General features: G+C 71.0%; 16 protein-coding genes. 7 read left to right on the plus strand and 9 right to left on the minus strand.

The genetic code is table 11. From position 1 onward, the window contains the following. Nucleotides 1–331: 331 nt before the first annotated feature. The gene (pgi, locus tag AOQ37_RS32245) at nt 332–1,984 is read left to right on the plus strand and encodes a glucose-6-phosphate isomerase (protein ID WP_062649663.1); all 1,653 of its coding nucleotides are present in this window, start codon (nt 332–334) and stop codon (nt 1,982–1,984) included. A gap of 377 nt (nt 1,985–2,361) precedes the next feature. On the opposite strand, the gene pgl is transcribed toward pgi, so the two are convergent. The 5 genes from pgl to tkt are packed head-to-tail and all read right to left on the minus strand — an operon-like array spanning nt 2,362 to nt 9,038. Further along, entirely contained in the window at nt 2,362–3,144 is a 783-nt protein-coding gene (pgl, locus tag AOQ37_RS32250; RefSeq protein ID WP_062649664.1) for a 6-phosphogluconolactonase, read from the minus strand. Continuing rightward, nucleotides 3,141–4,274, minus strand: coding sequence for a glucose-6-phosphate dehydrogenase assembly protein OpcA (gene opcA, locus AOQ37_RS32255; protein WP_062649665.1), 1,134 nt, complete (start codon nt 4,272–4,274; stop codon nt 3,141–3,143). The genes pgl and opcA overlap by 4 nt, the downstream gene beginning before the upstream one ends. Continuing rightward, nucleotides 4,271–5,794: a glucose-6-phosphate dehydrogenase gene (zwf, locus tag AOQ37_RS32260; RefSeq protein WP_062649667.1), complete on the minus strand. Its 1,524-nt coding sequence runs from the start codon at nt 5,792–5,794 to the stop codon at nt 4,271–4,273. Before zwf ends, opcA begins: the two co-directional genes overlap by 4 nt. A gap of 4 nt (nt 5,795–5,798) precedes the next feature. Further along, a complete protein-coding gene (gene tal / locus AOQ37_RS32265; RefSeq protein WP_062649669.1) occupies nt 5,799–6,917 on the minus strand; it encodes a transaldolase in 1,119 nt (372 codons plus the stop codon). 33 nt (nt 6,918–6,950) lie between these two features. Then, complete coding sequence (gene tkt / locus AOQ37_RS32270; RefSeq protein ID WP_062649671.1) at nt 6,951–9,038, minus strand: transketolase; 2,088 nt, start codon at nt 9,036–9,038, stop codon at nt 6,951–6,953. 355 nt (nt 9,039–9,393) lie between these two features. Here tkt and AOQ37_RS32275 point away from each other — a divergent pair, with 355 nt between their 5' ends. From AOQ37_RS32275 to AOQ37_RS32290, 4 genes are all read left to right on the plus strand, one after another. Continuing rightward, complete coding sequence (locus AOQ37_RS32275) at nt 9,394–10,347, plus strand: heme o synthase (protein WP_062649673.1); 954 nt, start codon at nt 9,394–9,396, stop codon at nt 10,345–10,347. A gap of 108 nt (nt 10,348–10,455) precedes the next feature. Continuing rightward, the gene (locus AOQ37_RS32280; protein WP_062649675.1) at nt 10,456–10,812 is read left to right on the plus strand and encodes a hypothetical protein; all 357 of its coding nucleotides are present in this window, start codon (nt 10,456–10,458) and stop codon (nt 10,810–10,812) included. 75 nt (nt 10,813–10,887) lie between these two features. Next, the gene (locus AOQ37_RS32285) at nt 10,888–11,994 is read left to right on the plus strand and encodes an amidohydrolase family protein (protein WP_062649677.1); all 1,107 of its coding nucleotides are present in this window, start codon (nt 10,888–10,890) and stop codon (nt 11,992–11,994) included. Nucleotides 11,995–12,012: 18 nt separating this feature from the next. Then, nucleotides 12,013–12,759, plus strand: coding sequence for a nucleotidyltransferase domain-containing protein (locus AOQ37_RS32290; protein WP_062649679.1), 747 nt, complete (start codon nt 12,013–12,015; stop codon nt 12,757–12,759). Between the two features lie 112 nt (nt 12,760–12,871). Here the strand turns inward: AOQ37_RS32290 and AOQ37_RS32295 are convergent, their stop codons facing one another. From AOQ37_RS32295 to AOQ37_RS32310, 4 genes are all read right to left on the minus strand, one after another. Beyond that, complete coding sequence (locus tag AOQ37_RS32295; RefSeq protein ID WP_062649681.1) at nt 12,872–13,882, minus strand: COX15/CtaA family protein; 1,011 nt, start codon at nt 13,880–13,882, stop codon at nt 12,872–12,874. 56 nt (nt 13,883–13,938) lie between these two features. Then, nucleotides 13,939–14,709: an ABC transporter permease gene (locus AOQ37_RS32300; protein WP_078890449.1), complete on the minus strand. Its 771-nt coding sequence runs from the start codon at nt 14,707–14,709 to the stop codon at nt 13,939–13,941. Continuing rightward, entirely contained in the window at nt 14,709–15,629 is a 921-nt protein-coding gene (locus AOQ37_RS32305) for an ABC transporter ATP-binding protein (RefSeq protein ID WP_062649683.1), read from the minus strand. Before AOQ37_RS32305 ends, AOQ37_RS32300 begins: the two co-directional genes overlap by 1 nt. Before the next feature lie 98 nt (nt 15,630–15,727). Beyond that, complete coding sequence (locus tag AOQ37_RS32310) at nt 15,728–16,528, minus strand: AAC(3) family N-acetyltransferase (protein ID WP_062649685.1); 801 nt, start codon at nt 16,526–16,528, stop codon at nt 15,728–15,730. A 183-nt stretch (nt 16,529–16,711) separates the two neighbouring features. Between AOQ37_RS32310 and AOQ37_RS32315 the strand changes: the two genes are divergently transcribed. Continuing rightward, nucleotides 16,712–17,455, plus strand: a complete 744-nt coding sequence (locus AOQ37_RS32315; protein WP_062649687.1) for a helix-turn-helix transcriptional regulator — start codon at nt 16,712–16,714, stop codon at nt 17,453–17,455. Next, a complete protein-coding gene (sufB, locus tag AOQ37_RS32320; RefSeq protein ID WP_062649689.1) occupies nt 17,452–18,876 on the plus strand; it encodes a Fe-S cluster assembly protein SufB in 1,425 nt (474 codons plus the stop codon). The genes AOQ37_RS32315 and sufB overlap by 4 nt, the downstream gene beginning before the upstream one ends. The last annotated feature ends 24 nt before the right edge of the window (nt 18,877–18,900 follow it).

The raw sequence follows: 18,900 nt of genomic DNA on the forward strand, positions 1-18,900 counted from the left end.
CGGGCGGCCGTCCGCCCGCGGGTTGTCCCTCCATGGCGCCCTCGCGCGCGCCCGCGCGCCCGTGCGGCGCGCCGCAGCGGACCTCGAGGCCCTCGGCGGGGCCTGCGTCCGTCTGACGGCCGGTCACCGGCCGCCCCTCCTCGCCGTCCGTACGCGCGGTGCGCCCTCGTCGTCGCCGCGTTGATACCCGCGGGCCAGGTGGACGTACCTGTTGTTGCCCCCCACGACCGTGGCACGTCGGCTCACCCGACGCGCTGATCAACTAGGTTGGGACCGGCGGGGCAAGGCGTGCGCAGCACGGACAGATGAGGAAAGAGGGCTGAAGTCCGACATGAACGCAGACGGCCGTACGAGGCTCAACCAGACGCCCGAGTGGACCGCTCTGGCCAAACATCGCGAGGAACTCGGCGAGGTGCGGCTGCGGGAGCTGTTCGCCGCCGACCCCGAGCGCGGCACGGGGTACACGTTGCGGGTCGGTGACCTGCACATCGACTACTCCAAGCACCTCGTCACCGACGAGACGCTGCGGCACCTGCGCGAACTGGCCGTCGCCACCGATGTCTTCGGCCTCAGGGACGCCATGTTCCGCGGCGAGAAGATCAACACCACCGAGGGCCGGGCGGTCCTGCACACCGCGCTGCGCGCCCCGCGCGACGCGGTGATCGAGGTCGACGGGGAGAACGTCGTCCCGGCGGTGCACGCCGTCCTCGACAAGATGGCCCACTTCGCGGAGCGCGTCCGCTCCGGCGCCTGGACCGGCCACACCGGCCGGCGGATCCGCAACGTGGTGAACATCGGCATCGGCGGCTCCGACCTGGGCCCGGCGATGGCCTACGAGGTGCTGCGCGGCTACACCGACCGCGACCTCACGGTCCGTTTCGTGTCCAACGTGGACGGCGCCGACCTGCACGAGGCCACTCGCGACCTGGATCCGGCGGAGACGCTGTTCATCATCGCGTCGAAGACCTTCACCACCATCGAGACGATCACCAACGCGACCTCGGCCCGCAGTTGGCTGCTGGACGCGCTCGGGGGCGACGACAGGGCCGTCGCCGAGCACTTCGTCGCACTGTCGACGAACGCCGAGAAGGTCGCGGACTTCGGCATCGACACGGCCAACATGTTCGAGTTCTGGGACTGGGTCGGCGGCCGCTACTCCTTCGACTCGGCGATCGGCCTGTCGCTGATGATCGCCATCGGGCCGGACCGCTTCCGCGAGATGCTCGACGGCTTCCACCTCGTCGACGAGCACTTCAGGACCGCGCCCGCCGAGTCCAACGTGCCGCTGCTGCTGGGCCTGTTGGGCATCTGGTACGGCAACTTCCACGACGCCCAGTCGCATGCCGTGCTGCCCTACAGCCACTACCTGTCCAAGTTCGCCGCCTACCTCCAGCAGCTGGACATGGAGTCCAACGGCAAGTCCGTAGGCCGGGACGGCAGGCGGGTCGACTGGCAGACCGGCCCGGTCGTCTGGGGCACGCCGGGCACCAACGGGCAGCACGCCTACTACCAGCTCATCCACCAGGGCACGAAGCTCATCCCGGCCGACTTCATCGGCTTCGCCGAGCCGGCCGCCGAGCTGAGCGACGAACTCAAGGCCCAGCACGACCTGCTCATGGCCAACTTCTTCGCCCAGACCCAGGCCCTGGCCTTCGGCAAGACCCCCGAGGAGGTGCGGGCCGAGGGCGTGCCGGAGGAACTGGTGGCCCACAAGACGTTCCGGGGCGATCACCCGACGACCACGATCCTCGCCCGTGAGCTGACCCCCTCGGTCCTCGGCCAGCTCGTCGCGCTCTACGAGCACAAGGTGTTCGTGCAGGGCGCGGTCTGGAACATCGACTCCTTCGACCAGTGGGGCGTGGAGCTCGGCAAGGTCCTCGCCAAGCGCGTCGAACCCGCCCTCACCGAGGGCGCCGAGGTCCCCGGCCTGGACCCGTCCACCAAGGCCCTGGTCGCCAAGTACCGCGAGCTGCGCGGCCGGTAGCGGAGGATCTTCAGGGGCCGGCGCTCGCTGGATGCGGCCGGGGGACGCATCCAGCGAGGCCCGACCCGGCGACAAGGACGGTGCCACGGCAAACGCTTCGGCGGTCACGGCGTACGGCGGTCCGCCGTGCTTCATGGTCTTCACGCGGGGTCGAAGGCCGGTCCACGCCCACGGCGGTGATCAACGAGGTACGTTCCGGAGGAGCTCTACGGTCTGCTCTTCGACCCGGCGACGTCCGAGGAACTCCTGGAGCAGATCCGCATGACGCCGGAGGCCTGGGACGAGAGCGTTCTGCCCTGACGGGGCGCTGGGCCGACAAGTCGACGCCGGGCCCCGTCCAGGGGCCCGGCGTCGGCCGTGTTCTCGTGTGCGGGTGGTTACGACAACGCCGGCGGGTACAGCGACCTCGGGAGCTGGGAGGCCGCCGCCGTGTCCAGCAGCCACAGGGTGCGGGAGCGGCCCCGGGCGCCCGCCGCGGGGGCCTGGATCTCGCCCGCGCCGGACAGGGCGATCGCCGCGGCCCGTGCCTTGTCCTCGCCGGCCGCGAGCAGCCACACCTCACGGGCCGCCCGGATCGCCGGGAGGGTGAGGGTGACCCGATGGGGCGGGGGCTTGGGCGCGCCGCGCACACCCACCACCGTGCGCTCGGTCTCCCGCACGGCCGGCAGCTCCGGGAAGAGCGAGGCCACATGGGTGTCCGGGCCGACGCCCAGCATCAGGACGTCGAAGGCGGGCACGGCGCCGTGGTTCTCGGGGCCGGCCGCGCGGGCCAGCTCCTCGGCGTAGGCGGCCGCGGCCGCCTCCACGTCGGCGCCGTACGGACCGTCGGACGCGGGCATGGCGTGCACGCGCTTCGGGTCCACCGGGACGGAGTCCAGCAGGGCCTCACGGGCCTGCGTGACATTGCGCTCCGGGTCGCCCTCGGGCAGGAAACGCTCGTCGCCCCACCACAGGTCCAGCCGGGCCCAGTCGACGGCGTCACGGGCGGGCGCGGCGGCCAGCGCGGCCAGCAGGCCGTTTCCGTTGCGGCCGCCCGTGAGGACCACGGACGCCTGGCCCCGGGAGGCCTGGGCGTCCACGATCTTCGTGATGAGACGCGCGGCGGCGGCCTGCGCCATCAGTTCCTTGTCGTGGTGCACGACCAGCTGGGGAGTGCTCACTGCGGATCCGCTTTCCTGACCGGGGGCATCTGCGCCGGAGAGGGCCGCTCGGCGTCGCCGGGAGCCGCCGGGGCGGCGGCCGGCGGGGCCGGCGCGGCGGCGCGGGCCGCGGGCGCCGGGTCCGGCACCGAGCGCACCGGCAGGGACGGCGGGGGCTGAGCGGCGGCCTCGGCCCGCTCCGCCTCCCGTTCCGCGGCCGACTGGATCCCGCCCAGCCGGTCCACGCCGAAGCGCAGGGCGGAGGCGTACGTGTCGTCCGGATCGAGCCGGCGCAGCTCCTCCGCGAGCAGCTCGGACGTCTCGCGGCGCTTGAGCGCCACCGCGCGGTCCGGCTGGCCGGGCAGCGCCAGCGTGGCCATCGCGCCGTCCGAGCGGTGCAGCGTGATCGGACCGCCGGTGGTCTCCATCCGGACCTGGGTCAGACCCGGGCCGGCCGAGATGGCGCGGCGGACGTGCACATGGAGCCGGTCGGCGAGCCACATGGCGAGCAGCTCGACGCTCGGGTTGGACTCCTCGCCCGCCACTTCGGCGGACACGATCTCGCAGCTGACCTGGTCGAGCGCGGCGGCCAGCATCGAGCGCCACGGGGTGATCCGGGCCCACGCCAGGTCGGTGTCGCCCGGCTCGTAGCTCTCGGCACGGGCCCGCAGCTCGTTGACGGGCTTCTCGGCCGCGTAGCTGTCGGTGACCCGGCGCTGGCCCAGGGCGCCCAGCGGGTCGCCCGCCGGGTCGCGCGGGGCGTCCACCGACCACCAGACCACGACCGGCGCGTCCGGCAGCAGCAGCGGCAGGACGACGGACTGCGCGTGGTCGGAGACCTCGCCGTACAGCCGGAGGATGACCGTCTCGCCGCTGCCCGCGTCCGCGCCCAGCCGTACCTCGGCGTCGAGCCGGGACTGGGTGCGGCCCCGGGGGGACCGCGAGACGCGCTTGATGACCACGAGCGTGCGCGAGGGGTGCTCGTGCGACGCGTCGTTGGCGGCCTTCAGGGCGTCGTAGGCGTTCTCCTCGTCCGTGACGACGACGAGGGTGAGCACCATGCCGACGGCGGGTGTGCCTATCGCACGCCTGCCTTGCACCAACGCCTTGTTGATCTTGCTGGCAGTGGTGTCCGTGAGGTCTGTCTTCATGGCCGGCGCCAGCTCCGTCCGTCTCGCTCGAGCATCTCGTCGGCCTCGACCGGCCCCCAGGTGCCCGACGGGTACTGCGCGGGCTTGCCGTTCTTGTCCCAGTACTGCTCGATCGGGTCCAGGATCTTCCAGGACAGCTCCACCTCTTCCGTGCGGGGGAAGAGGTTCGAGTCGCCCAGCAGCACGTCGAGGATGAGGCGCTCGTAGGCCTCCGGGCTGGACTCGGTGAAGGACTCGCCGTAGGCGAAGTCCATCGACACGTCCCGGATCTCCATCGAGGTGCCGGGCACCTTGGAGCCGAAGCGGACCGTGATGCCCTCGTCCGGCTGGACGCGGATGACGATCGCGTTCGCGCCGAGTTCCTCGGTGGCGGTGGAGTCGAAGGGGGAGTGCGGGGCGCGCTGGAAGACGACCGCGATCTCGGTGACGCGGCGGCCGAGGCGCTTGCCGGTGCGCAGATAGAAGGGGACGCCCGCCCAGCGGCGGTTGTCGACCTCCAGCTTGACGGCCGCGTAGGTGTCGGTCTTCGACTGGGGGTCGATGCCGTCCTCTTCGAGGTAGCCGACGGCCTTCTCGCCGCCCTGCCATCCGGCCGCGTACTGGGCGCGCACGGTGGCGCGGCCCAGGTCCTTCGGCAGCCGTACCGCGCCGAGCACCTTGGTCTTCTCGGCGGCCAGCGCGTCGGCGTCGAAGGAGGCCGGCTCCTCCATGGCCGTGAGGGCCATGAGCTGGAGCAGGTGGTTCTGGATGACGTCACGGGCGGCGCCGATGCCGTCGTAGTAGCCGGCCCGGCCGCCGATGCCGATGTCCTCGGCCATCGTGATCTGCACGTGGTCCACGAAGGACCGGTTCCAGATCGGTTCGAACATGGTGTTGGCGAAGCGCAGGGCCAGGATGTTCTGGACGGTCTCCTTGCCCAGGTAGTGGTCGATGCGGAAGACCTGGTCCGAGCCGAAGACCTCGTGGACGACCTTGTTGAGCTCCTCGGCCGAGGCGAGGTCGTGACCGAACGGCTTCTCGATGACCGCGCGGCGCCAGGAGCCCGCCTTCTGGTCGGCCAGCCCGTGCTTCTTCAGCTGCTGGATGACCACGGGGAAGGAGCGCGGCGGCACGGACAGGTAGAAGGCGAAGTTGCCGCCCGTGCCCTGTGCCTTGTCGAGTTCCTCGATGGTGCCGCGCAGCCGCTCGAAGGCCTCGTCGTCGTCGAAGGTGCCCTGCACGAAGCGCATGCCCTGGACGAGCTGCTGCCAGACCTCCTCGCGGAAGGGCGTGCGGGCGTGCTCCTTGACCGCGTCGTGGACCTCCTGCGCGAAGTCCTCGTGCTCCCACTCGCGGCGGGCGAAGCCGACCAGCGAGAAGCCCGGCGGCAGCAGACCCCGGTTGGCGAGGTCGTACACGGCGGGCATGAGCTTCTTCCGGGACAAATCGCCCGTGACGCCGAAGATGACCAGGCCCGACGGCCCCGCGATACGCGGGAGCCGTCGGTCTGCGGGGTCACGCAGCGGGTTGCTGCTCGACAAGATTTCAGCCCTCCGAGGGGGCGAGGCGCTGGAGCTCCGCCTCGGTCGACTTGAGCAGGTCGTTCCAGGAGGCCTCGAACTTCTCCACGCCCTCGTCCTCGAGGAGCTGGACGACCTCGTCGTAGGAGATGCCGAGCTTCTCGACGGCGTCGATCTCGGCACGGGCCTGCTCGTAGGTGCCGGTGACGGTGTCGCCGGTGATCTGCCCGTGGTCCTCGGTGGCGAACAGGGTCGCCTCCGGCATGGTGTTCACCGTGTTCGGGGCGACCAGGTCGTCCACGTACAGGGTGTCCTTGTAGGCGGGGTCCTTCACACCGGTGGAGGCCCACAGCGGACGCTGCTTGTTGGCGCCCGCCTTCTCCAGCGCGTCCCAGCGCTCGCCGGCGAAGACCTCCTCGTACGCCTGGTAGGCGAGCCGGGCGTTGGCGAGGCCCACCTTGCCGCGGGCGGCCTTGGCCTCGTCGGTGCCGAGCGCGTCGAGGCGCTTGTCGATCTCGGTGTCCACGCGGGACACGAAGAAGGACGCCACGGAGTGGATCTTCGACAGGTCCAGGCCGCGCTCCTTGGCCTGCTCCAGGCCGGACAGGTAGGCGTCCATGACCTGGCGGTAGCGCTCCAGGGAGAAGATCAGCGTGACGTTGACGCTGATGCCGAGGCCGATGACCTCGCTGATGGCCGGCAGGCCGCCCATCGTGGCCGGGATCTTGATGAGCGTGTTGGGGCGGTCGACCAGCCAGGCGAGCTGCTTGGCCTCGGCGACCGTCGGCTTGGTGTGGTGCGCCAGGCGCGGGTCGACCTCGATCGAGACCCGGCCGTCCTGGCCGCCGGTGGCGTCGAAGACCGGGCGCAGGATGTCGGCGGCGTCACGGACGTCCGCCGTCGTGATCATGCGGATGGCCTCTTCGACGGTGACCTTGCGGGCGGCGAGGTCCGACAGCTGCTGGTCGTAGCCGTCGCCCTGCGAGATCGCCTTCTGGAAGATCGACGGGTTGGTGGTGACGCCCACGACGTGCTGCTGGTCGATCAGTTCGGCCAGGTTGCCGGACGTGATCCGCTTGCGCGACAGGTCGTCCAGCCAGATCGCGACGCCTTCTTCGGAGAGGCGCTTGAGTGCGTCTGTCATGGAATTACATCTCCTACGTGTCGTATGTGGGCGTCAGCGCTGGGCGGCGGCGAGGGATTCCCGTGCCTTGGCGGCCACGTTCTCGGCGGTGAAGCCGTACTCCTGGAAGAGGACCTTGCCGTCGGCGGAAGCACCGAAGTGCTCCAGGGAGACGATGCGGCCGGCGTCACCGACGTACTTGTGCCAGGTGAGACCGATACCCGCCTCGACCGAGACACGGGCCTTGACGGACGGGGGCAGGACGCTGTCCCGGTACCCCTGGTCCTGCTCCTCGAACCACTCGACGGACGGCATCGACACCACGCGCGTCGGCACACCGTCGGCTTCCAGCCGCTCGCGCGCCTCGACGGCGACGTGCACCTCGGAGCCGGTCGCGATGAGGAGCACCTCCGGCGTCCCCGTGGAGGCCTCGAACAGGACGTAACCGCCCTTGGCCGCGTTCTCGTCGGGCTCGTACGTCGGCACACCCTGGCGGGTGAGGACCAGACCGTGCGGGGCGCCCTTGCCGAAGACCTTCGTCCAGCGCTTGAGGATCTCGCGCCAGGCGATCGCCGTCTCGTTGGCGTCGGCCGGGCGGACCACGTTCAGGCCCGGGATCGCGCGCAGCGAGGCCAGGTGCTCGACCGGCTGGTGCGTGGGGCCGTCCTCGCCGAGGCCGATGGAGTCGTGCGTCCACACGTACGTCACCGGCACGTGCATCAGCGCCGACAGGCGTACGGCGTTGCGCATGTAGTCGGAGAACACGAGGAACGTGCCGCCGTAGATACGCGTGTTGCCGTGCAGCGCGATGCCGTTCATCTCCGCGGCCATGGAGTGCTCGCGGATGCCGAAGTGGACGGTGCGGCCGTACGGGTCCGCCTCCGGCAGCGGGTTGCCCGCCGGGAGGAACGACGACGTCTTGTCGATCGTCGTGTTGTTGGAACCCGCGAGGTCGGCGGAGCCGCCCCACAGCTCGGGGATGACGGCGCCGAGCGCCTGGAGCACCTTGCCGGACGCGGCACGGGTGGCGACACCCTTGCCGGGCTCGAAGACCGGGAGCTTCTCCTCCCAGCCGGTGGGCAGCTCGCCCGCGGCGACGCGCTCGAACTCGGCGGCGCGGTCGGGGTTGTTGTCCCGCCACTGCTGGAAGGACTTCTCCCACACGGCACGGGCGGCCTGGCCGCGCTCGAGGGCGCCCCGGGTGTGGGCGATGACCTCGTCGGCGACGTCGAAGGACTTCTCCGGGTCGAAGCCGAGGACACGCTTGGTGGCCGCGACCTCGTCGTCGCCGAGCGCCGAGCCGTGGGCGGCCTCGGTGTTCTGCGCGTTCGGCGCGGGCCAGGCGATGATCGAGCGCATCGCGATGAAGGACGGCTTGTCCGTCACCTGCTTCGCGGCCTCGATGGCGTCGTAGAGGGCGTGCGGGTCCAGGTCGCCGTCCGGCTTGGGGGCGACCCGCTGCACGTGCCAGCCGTACGCCTCGTAGCGCTTGACGGTGTCCTCGGACACGGCCGTCTCGGTGTCGCCCTCGATCGAGATGTGGTTGTCGTCCCACAGCAGGATCAGGTTGCCGAGCTTCTGGTGACCGGCCATCGAGGACGCCTCGGCGGAGATGCCCTCCTGGAGGCAGCCGTCACCGGCGATCGCGTAGACGAAGTGGTCGAACGGCGACTCGCCGACCGGGGTCTCCGGGTCGAACAGACCGCGCTCGTAGCGGGCGGCCATCGCCATGCCCACGGCGTTCGCGACGCCCTGGCCCAGCGGGCCGGTCGTCGTCTCGACGCCCGTGGTGTGGCCGTACTCCGGGTGACCCGGGGTCTTCGAACCCCAGGTGCGGAACGCCTTCAGGTCGTCCAGCTCCAGGCCGAAGCCGGCCAGGTACAGCTGGGTGTAGAGCGTCAGGGACGAGTGGCCCGCGGACAGCACGAAGCGGTCGCGGCCGACCCAGTCGGCGTCCGCCGGGTCGTGCCGCATCACCTTCTGGAAGAGGGTGTACGCGGCAGGCGCCAGGCTCATCGCCGTACCGGGATGGCCGTTGCCGACCTTCTGTACGGCGTCGGCGGCCAGGACGCGAGCGGTGTCCACCGCCCGCTGGTCCAACTCGGTCCACTCGAGGTCTGTGGTGGTCGGCTTGGTGCTCACCCTGGGTCAGGGCTCCTCTCCACATGTCACGCATGTCGAATGCCGGTGCACGCGGCGCCCACCGGCCGTTGTCGAGCCTACCCCCGTGAGAACGCGCATTTTTTCGAGTCATTCCAGACTGCCGGGAGACGTGGGGATCCGCCTCCCGACCGGTGTGTTCCCTGTTCGGCAAGTGAATACGGAGCCGCTCGTACGAGTGCTCAACCGAGTGGCCTCCGGCTCTTCCGCAGGTGCTGTCCAACACGACCCCACCCCCGCGAATGTCGGGGTCTGGGCAACGTCTACAGTGGCGTGGTACGCGCGAGCCTTTACCCCGCATTCACATGGGGAGGCTTGCTGGGAGTCTCTGTCAGGGGTGTGCGTGACGGCCGTTGAATCCCGTCCAGCGGGGCTTATCGGGACGAGCCAGAGCCCGAGCCGGCGGCCGTTCGGGGCCCGGGTCAAGGCGTTCGTGGCGCTGACCAAGCCGCGGATCATCGAACTGCTGCTGATCACCACCGTCCCGGTGATGTTCCTGGCGCAGCAGGGCGTTCCGGACCTCGGTCTGGTGGTCCTGACCTGCCTCGGCGGTTATCTCTCCGCGGGCGGCGCCAACGCGCTGAACATGTACATCGACCGCGACATCGACGCGCTGATGGACCGCACCTCGCAGCGCCCGCTGGTCACCGGAATGGTCAGCCCGCGTGAATGTCTCGCCTTCGGCATCACTCTCGCGGTGGTCTCCACACTTCTGTTCGGTCTGACGGTCAACTGGCTGTCGGCCTGGCTCGCCCTCGGCGCGCTCCTGTTCTACGTCGTCGTCTATACGATGATCCTCAAGCGCCGTACCTCGCAGAACATCGTGTGGGGCGGCATCGCCGGCTGCATGCCGGTGCTGATCGGCTGGTCGGCCGTGACGAACTCGGTGTCCTGGGCGCCGGTCGTCCTCTTCCTCGTCATGTTCTTCTGGACGCCCCCGCACTACTGGCCGCTGTCCATGAAGGTCAAGGACGACTACGCGCGCGTGGGCGTGCCGATGCTGCCGGTCGTCGCCTCCAACAAGACCGTGGCCAAGCAGATCGTCCTCTACAGCTGGGTGATGGTCGCCGTCTCGCTGCTGCTGACCCCGCTGGGCTACACCGGGTGGTTCTACACCTCGGTCGCGCTGGTGGCCGGCGGCTGGTGGCTGTGGGAGGCGCACGCCCTCCAGAACCGTGCGAAGGCGGAGGCGACGGGCGGGAAGCTGAAGGAGATGCGGCTGTTCCACTGGTCCATCACCTATGTGTCGCTGCTGTTCGTGGCGGTCGCGGTGGACCCCTTCCTGCGCTGAGCCCCTGCTCCTCACCCGGCTCCCGGGTCCCGGACGGCCGGGGTGCGTGGTCAACACCACGCACCCCGGCCGTCGCCGTTCGATCTACCCGTCGGTAGCATCCTGGCCATGGCAGACACCAAGCAGGCTGACGAGACCGCCGACGCCAAGCAGGCCGCCAAGGCCGAGCGCAAGGCGGGCCGGCTCGCCAAGCGGATCAGCGCCTTCGCCAAGGAGCACGGCGGGGCAGAGGGCCAGATCGCCTACATCGGCGAGCGCGGCGCCCGTATCGTCCTGGTCGGCGAGGACGGCGGCTGGGGCGACCTGGTGGCCCCCACGGTCGCCGTCGCCGAGCTGGCCGTGGGCAAGGCCGGCATCACCGTCCACGAGACCTTCGACGGAGAGTTCGCGGCGAAGGTGAAGACGGGGCCGTACGAGTGGACGCGGATGGCCGGGATCCAGATCGGCGGACCGAAGAACGGCTGAGCAGCAACAACCTGACACCCCGGTCACCCGTTAGGACCCGTAGGAACTACGTGGTCCGTCCCCCGGGGAGTCCGGATGATCGAAACGCCGTCCTTGGTGGACCAGTACTGCCACGGCGTCCTGAGAACGGAGCTGGGTCTCGGCACCTTCGAGGCCCAGTTGGCCCGCACCGAGGGGCCGCCGGCCCCCGGCACGACCCTGTTCGACACCCAGACCGGGTTCGCGGTGCGCCGCTGGTGCCCCCCGCTCCTCGGTCTGGAACCGCACGCGCCGCCCGCCCGCTATCTCGCCCGCCGTCGTGAACTCGGCGTACTGGAAGCGGGCCGCCGGCTGCTGCGCGGCAGCGGCATCACGACCTACCTGGTCGACACGGGCCTGCCCGGCGACCTCACGGGACCGGGCGAGCTCGCCTCCGCCGGCGCCGCCGAGGCACGGGAGATCGTGCGCCTCGAACCTCTCGCCGAACAGGTCGCCGACACCTCCGGCACCGTGGAGTCCTTCCTCGCCAACCTCGCCGAGTCGGTGCACGGGGCCGCCGCGAACGCCGTGGCCTTCGCCTCCGTAGCGGGCGTCCGGCACGGTCTCGCCCTCGCGCCCGAGCCGCCCGGGCCGGGGGAGGTACGGGGCGCGGCGGGCCGCTGGCTGGCGGGCCGCAGGGTCGGCGGCGAGCTGAGCGACCCGGTGCTGCTGCGGCACCTGCTGTGGATCGCGGTCGCCTCGGGACTGCCGCTCCAGCTCCACGCGGGGCTCGGTGAGCCGGGCGCGCGCGTCGACCGCACCGATCCGGTGCTCCTGACCGACTTCGTACGGGCCACGGCGGGCCTCGGCACCGATCTCGTCCTGCTGCACGGCTACCCCTACCACCGGCACGCCGCCCACCTCGCGGGGGTCTTCCCTCATGTGTACGCCGACTCCGGCGCCGCGCTGGTGCGGACCGGTGCGCGCGCCGCGACGATCCTCGCGGAGATCCTGGAGCTGGCCCCCTTCGGCAAGATCCTCTTCTCCAGCGGCGCCGGCGGACTGCCCGAGCTGCACGTGGTCGGGGCACGGCTGTTCCGCGAGGCCCTGGCGCGGGTGCTCGGCAGCTGGGTCGTGGAGGGCGCGTGGTCGCCGGGGGACGCGCAGCGGGTGGCGGGACTGATCGCGGCGGGCAACGCGCGCCGGGTGTACGGGCTCGGCTGAGGTGGACAGACTGGGCGCATGACCAGCCGTACGGATGCCTTGGTGGACCGGTTCCTCGACGGACTCCGGGACCTGGACCCGGTCGCCGTGTGGGCCCACGGCTCGCTCGCCGGGGGCGACTACCAGGAGGGCCGCAGCGACCTCGACCTCATCGCGGTCCTGGCGGGGCCCGTCACAGCGCGCACGGTCTGGGACCTGGCCCGGCTGCACGCCCGGCTGCGGAACGAGCCGCTCGCCCCGCTGCTGCACTGCACCTACCTGACCCCCGACCGGACGGCCGACCCGGAACGGCGCCACCTCACCTGGGCGCACAGCCAGCTGTTCCGGCGTACGGTCACCCCGGTCACCCGGCGGGAACTGCACGACTTCGGCCGGGTGCTGTACGGCGAGCCGCCCGGCGCGCTCCTGCCGCCCGTGCCGGACCGCGCGCTCGGCGACTTCGTCGTCCGCGACCAGCGGGACTTCTGGCGGCCCGCCGTCGACGAGGCCCACCTGTGGCGGCGGACCGTCTGGGTCGACCTGGGGCTGCTGACCTTCGCGCGGGCGACCGTGACCGTGCGGGACGGCCGGCTGATCTCCAAGCGCCGGGCCCTCGACGAACTGTCCGCGCTGGGGGCGCCGCCGGAGGTCGTGGCGGACATCGCGCGCCGCCGCTACGACCAGGGGGAGGGGCCGGCCGACGAGGGGTGGCCGGACCGCCGGGCCGAGCTGACCCGGGACTACCTCGGGCCCGCGATCGACGGCCTGGTCAGTTCGTACACCTGAGCCACGGGTCACCCACGCGCGCCGAGCCACGGGCCACCCACGCGCGCCGAGCCGCGGGTCACCCACGCGCGCCGAGCCGCGGGTCACTCACGCGCGCCGAGCCGCGGGTGACTCACCCGCGCGTGCCGACCGTCGCCTCGGCGGCCGGGGCCGGCAGGTCGATCGCCGTCCCGGGGCGCTCGCGCAGCGCCAGCAGCACGCGCAGCACCGCGATCCACACCAGGCAGGAGCCGAGCATGTGCAGCCCGACCAGGGCCTCGGGGAGGTCGGTGAAGTACTGGACGTAGCCGATGACACCCTGTCCGAGCAGCACCAGGAACAGGTCCCGGGTACGGTCCAGCGGGTCCTTCGGCGCGTCCACCGCCTTGAGGATGAACCACAGGGCGAAGGTCAGCGTGACCACGATCCAGGCGAGCACGGCGTGCAGCTTGGCGACCGTCTCCCAGTCCAGCGGCATCCGCTCGACCTCGCTGGAGTCACCGGCGTGCGGGCCCGCGCCGGTCACCACCGTGCCGACGGCGATCAGCAGCGTCGCGGCGACCACCAGGAACCACACCAGCTGCTGCACCGGCCTGCCGACCAGCGGCCGGGGCTCCCCGTCGCCCTCCCGGCCGCGCTGCCACATCACCGCGGCGACCGCGATCAGCGCCGAGGCGGCCAGGAAGTGCGCCGCGACCGTGTAGGGGTTGAGACCGACGAGCACCACGATCCCGCCGAGCACGGCGTTGCTCATCACCAGCCAGAACTGCGCCCAGCCCAGCCGGGTCAGGCTCCGCCGGTAGGGCTTCTCGGAGCGCGCGGCGATGATCGCCCAGCCGACGGCCGCGCACAGCACGTACGTCAGCATGCGGTTGCCGAACTCGATGGCGCCGTGGAAGCCCATCGCGCCGGTCGTGGTGAGCGAGTCGTCGGTGCACTTGGGCCAGGTCGGGCAGCCCAGACCGGAGCCGGTGAGCCGCACGGCACCGCCGGTGACCACGATGACCACCGACATCACGAGCGAATACAGCGCCGCCCGCCGAACGGTCCGGTGGGTGGGGGTCCAGCGTTCGGCGATGAAGGCGAGCGGGTTGCGCACGGCGGCTACGGCGTCGGCACGGGTCACGTTTGGCACGTGTCCCATCGTAGGCGCCCGCTTGTGCACGCTTTCACGAGGGTCCCCCGGGGTCCCGCGTCCGGCTACTCCCAGCGGAAGAACCGGCCGGCCGCCGTGAGTCCCACGACCGCCCACACGGCCAGGATCCCCAGGTCGCCCCAGGGCATGCCGGCGCCGTCCTGGAGCACGTCCCGCAGGCCGTCCGAGAGCGCCGAGACGGGCAGCAGGGCGAGCACGTCCTGGGCCCCGGCCGGGAACTTGTCGAGCGGGACGATCACCCCGCCGCCCACCAGCAGCAGCAGGAAGACCAGGTTGGCCGCGGCCAGCGTCGCCTCCGCCTTCAGGGTGCCCGCCATCAGCAGGCCGAGGCCCGAGAAGGCGGCCGTGCCCAGGACCAGCAGCAACACGACGGCCGCCGGACCGCCGTGCGGATTCCAGCCGAGCGCGAAGGCGATCGCCGTCAGCAGGATCACCTGGAGGATCTCCGTGACCAGGACCGACAGCGTCTTCGCGGTCATCAGACCCCAGCGGGGCAGCGGCGAGGAGGCGAGCCGCTTCAGCACCCCGTAACGGCGCTCGAAGCCGGTCGCGATGGCCTGGCCGGTGAAGGCCGTCGACACCACGGCGAGCGCGAGGATGCCGGGTGTGAGGAAGTCCACCGCCTCGCCCGCGCCGGTGTCGACGATGTCCACGGTGCTGAACAGCACCAGCAGCAGGGTGGGGATCACGACGGTGAGCAGCAGCTGCTCACCGTTGCGCAGGAGCATCTTCGTCTCCAGCGCGGCCTGCGACCCGATCATGCGGGGCAGCGGCGCCGCGCCGGGCCGGGGCGTGTAGGTACCCGTGGCGGTCATCAGCGCAGCTCCTTGCCGGTCAGTTCCAGGAAGACGTCCTCCAGGGTGTGCCGTTCGACCGAGATCCGGTCCGGCATCACCCCGTGCTGCGCGCACCAGGAGGTGACCGTCGCCAGCAGCTGGGGGTCGACCTTGCCCGTCACGCGGTAGGAGCCGGCCGCCAGCTCGGCGGCCGAGCTGTCCGCGGGCAGGGCCTTGAGCAGGGAGGTCACGTCGAGGCCGGGGCGGCCGGTGAACCGCAGGGTGTTCTCGGCGCCGCCGCGGCACAGCTCCTCGGGTGAGCCCTGGGCGACGACCCGGCCCGCGTCGATGATCGCGACGTCGTCGGCGAGCTGCTCGGCCTCGTCCATGTAGTGGGTGGTCAGGATGACGGAGACACCGTCCGCGCGCAGGTCCCGGACGAGGTCCCAGGTGGCGCGGCGGGCCTGCGGGTCCAGGCCCGCCGTCGGCTCGTCCAGGAACACCAGCTCCGGGCGGCCGACGACGGCCATCGCCAGGGCGAGCCGCTGCTGCTGGCCGCCGGAGAGGCGGCGGTACGTCGTCCGCCCGCAGGACCCGAGGCCGAGGCGTTCGACGAGGGCGTCGACGTCCAGCGGGTGGGCGTGCAGCCCGGCCACGTGCCGGAGCATCTCGTCGGCCCGGGCCCCGGAGTACACGCCCCCCGACTGGAGCATCACACCGATCCGGGGGCGGAGGTCGGCGGCCTGTCTCTGCGGGTCGAGGCCGAGGACCCGCACGAGGCCGGCGTCCGGCCTGCGGTATCCCTCGCAGGTCTCGACGGTGGTCGTCTTGCCGGCGCCGTTGGGTCCGAGGACGGCGGTGACGCCCGCCCGGGCCGTCAGGTCGAGGCCGTTCACCGCGGTCCTGGTCCCGTACCGCTTCACCAGGGCCTCGACCCGGACGACAGGCTCACTTCGCATGGCTCAAGAGTCTAGGTTCGCGGGCGGGTGCTCCGACCGGGGGGTACGGGAACCGGCCGGACGCGACGGCGGCGGGGGCCGGCGCGGGGCGGGCGGATTCAGCATTCGTCCTCGCGGGACCGGTGCAGGGGCAGCCACCGCTGTGCGTAGGCCACGGCGTCCGCGACCGGAAACAGCCGTACGTCCGCCGCCCCGACCGTGCCCCGTACGACGTCCCGGTCGCGTTCGAAGTCATGGCCCAGCTCGTCGAAGCGGTCGGAGTCGATCGACACCTCGGTCATGACCTCCCATGTCCCGCCGGGTCCCGGCCGGCCCACCTCGACGAGCGGGGCCGGGATCCGGTACTCGGCCAGGTGGAAGCTGGTGCAGGTGAGGTATCCGGTGCCCAGGAGCAGGACCCGCGCGCCCGCCCGCTCCAGCCGCGCCAGCGGGCTGCGCTCGCCGAGCCGGCAGTCGGGGGCGTGGCCGTCGACCAGCTCAGCCGCCCGCGCCCCGAGCGCCGCGAACGAGGTGTGCGGATGGGCGCTGCGCAGGGCGCCGGGCCAGGTGCGGACCGTCTCCGGGATCACGCCGACGCCGCGGGAGGGGGTGACGAGCGGGTCGTAGGCGGGCATGTTCGCCCGGATCCGCTCCCACCACTGCGCGGGGACCGGCGGTCTGCTCCACAGGGCCGGGTCGGACAGGTCGCCCGACTGGGTGGGGACCACGAGGGTGCCGTCCGGGCCGATCGCGTCGAGCAGTCCCCGCACGACCGCCACGGCGCCTCCGCACACCCAGCCGAGAGAACTGAGCGAGGAGTGCACGAGGAGGATTTCTCCGGGTTCGACACCCAGGGCGCGAAGCTCCCCCGCGAGGGTGTCGCGGGTGACAAGTGGGCCGGTGGGAGGGGGTGTGGACATGGTCCGGCAGTGTCCTGGAAGGGGGCTCGGCAGGCCAGTGGTTTTATCGCACCGCTGACGTCGGCCGATCGATCAAAGATCGTTTCCGCAGGTCAGATTAGGTATGCCTAAGTGACGCAGGGCACCGCCCGGTGATCCGGACGCGGCTTGCCTGCCCCTGAGGAATTACGCAACAATGGCGTTGTGAAAAACGTCGGCGAGGTTCGGGAGACCCCCACGGGGACCCCCCAGGAGGAGATCGCGACCGGTGAGCGCTCGACGCGCAACCGGGTCGCGCGGTCCATCCTGGACCACGGACCGTCGACCGTCGCCGAGCTGGCCGGCCGGCTGGGCCTCACCCAGGCCGCCGTACGCCGCCATCTGGACGCCCTGGTCGCCGACGACATCGTGGCGGCCCGCGAGCAGCGGGTGTACGGAGCGCGGACCCGTGGGCGCCCGGCCAAGGCCTTCGCCCTCACCGACTGCGGCCGTGACGCCTTCGACCAGTCCTACGACAAGCTCGCCGCCGACGCCCTGCGCTGGATCCAGGAGCGCTTCGGCGGGGACGAGGCCGTCGTCGCCTTCGCCCGCGCGCGCATCGCCGAACAGGCCGCCGGGTACCGCCAGGCCATCGAGGCCGCCGCCCCGGAAGAGCGCACCGAAGCCCTGGCCAAGGCCCTGAGTGCGGACGGGTACGCTGCTACGGCGCGCAGCGCACCGGTCGGCGAGCAGCTGTGCCAGCACCACTGCCCCGTCGCCCATGTCGCCGAGAAGTTCCCGCAGCTCTGCGAGGCGGAGACGGAGATCTTCTCCCAGCTGCTCGGGACCCATGTCCAGCGACTGGCGACCATCGCGCACGGCGACGGCGTCTGCACGACGTTCATCCCCAGAGTTTCCACAGCCACCCAGAACGCATCCGCAAGCACCGCCGGGAGGAACCCCGCATGACGCTCCCCATCGAGGAGACTGCCCACCCCGAACTCGAGGGTCTGGGCAACTACGAATATGGCTGGGCCGACTCGGACGTGGCCGGTGCCTCCGCCAAGCGCGGCATCAACGAGGATGTCGTCAAGGACATCTCCGCGAAGAAGTCCGAGCCGGAGTGGATGACGAAGCTCCGTCTGAAGGGCCTGCGGCTCTTCGACAAGAAGCCCATGCCCAACTGGGGCTCGGACCTCTCGGGCATCGACTTCGACAACATCAAGTACTTCGTGCGCTCCACGGAGAAGCAGGCGGAGTCCTGGGAGGACCTGCCCGAGGACATCAAGAACACGTACGACAAGCTCGGCATCCCCGAGGCGGAGAAGCAGCGCCTCGTCGCCGGTGTCGCGGCCCAGTACGAGTCCGAGGTCGTCTACCACCAGATCCGTGAGGACCTGGAGGAGCAGGGCGTCATCTTCCTCGACACCGACACCGCGCTGAAGGAGCACCCGGAGCTCTTCAAGGAGTACTTCGGCACGGTCATCCCGGTCGGTGACAACAAGTTCGCGTCGCTGAACACCGCGGTGTGGTCCGGCGGCTCCTTCATCTACGTGCCGAAGGGCGTGCACGTGGAGATCCCGCTCCAGGCCTACTTCCGTATCAACACGGAGAACATGGGCCAGTTCGAGCGGACCCTGATCATCGTCGACGAGGGCGCCTACGTGCACTACGTCGAGGGCTGCACGGCGCCGATCTACAAGTCGGACTCGCTGCACAGCGCCGTGGTCGAGATCATCGTCAAGAAGAACGCCCGCTGCCGTTACACGACCATCCAGAACTGGTCGAACAACGTCTACAACCTGGTCACCAAGCGCGCCGTGGCGTACGAGGGCGCGACCATGGAGTGGATCGACGGCAACATCGGCTCCAAGGTGACGATGAAGTACCCGGCCGTCTACCTCATGGGCGAGCACGCCAAGGGCGAGACCCTCTCCATCGCCTTCGCGGGCGAGGGCCAGCACCAGGACGCCGGCTCCAAGATGGTCCACATGGCGCCGAACACCTCGTCCAACATCGTGTCGAAGTCCGTCGCGCGCGGTGGCGGCCGGACGTCCTACCGCGGTCTCGTCGAGATCGGCGAGGGCGCCCACGGCTCCAAGTCCAACGTGCTGTGCGACGCGCTGCTCGTCGACACCATCTCCCGCTCCGACACGTACCCCTACGTGGACGTCCGCGAGGACGACGTGTCCATGGGCCACGAGGCGACCGTCTCCAAGGTCTCCGAGGACCAGCTCTTCTACCTGATGAGCCGTGGTCTGAGCGAGTTCGAGGCGATGGCGATGATCGTGCGCGGCTTCGTCGAGCCCATCGCGAAGGAGCTGCCCATGGAGTACGCCCTCGAACTCAACCGGCTGATCGAGCTCCAGATGGAGGGCGCGGTCGGTTAAGCGACCGCCGTTCCCCGTCAAGCC

The sequence above is a fragment of the Streptomyces maremycinicus genome (genome assembly GCF_001184025.1).
Taxonomy (GTDB): Bacteria; Actinomycetota; Actinomycetes; order Streptomycetales; family Streptomycetaceae; genus Streptomyces; species Streptomyces maremycinicus.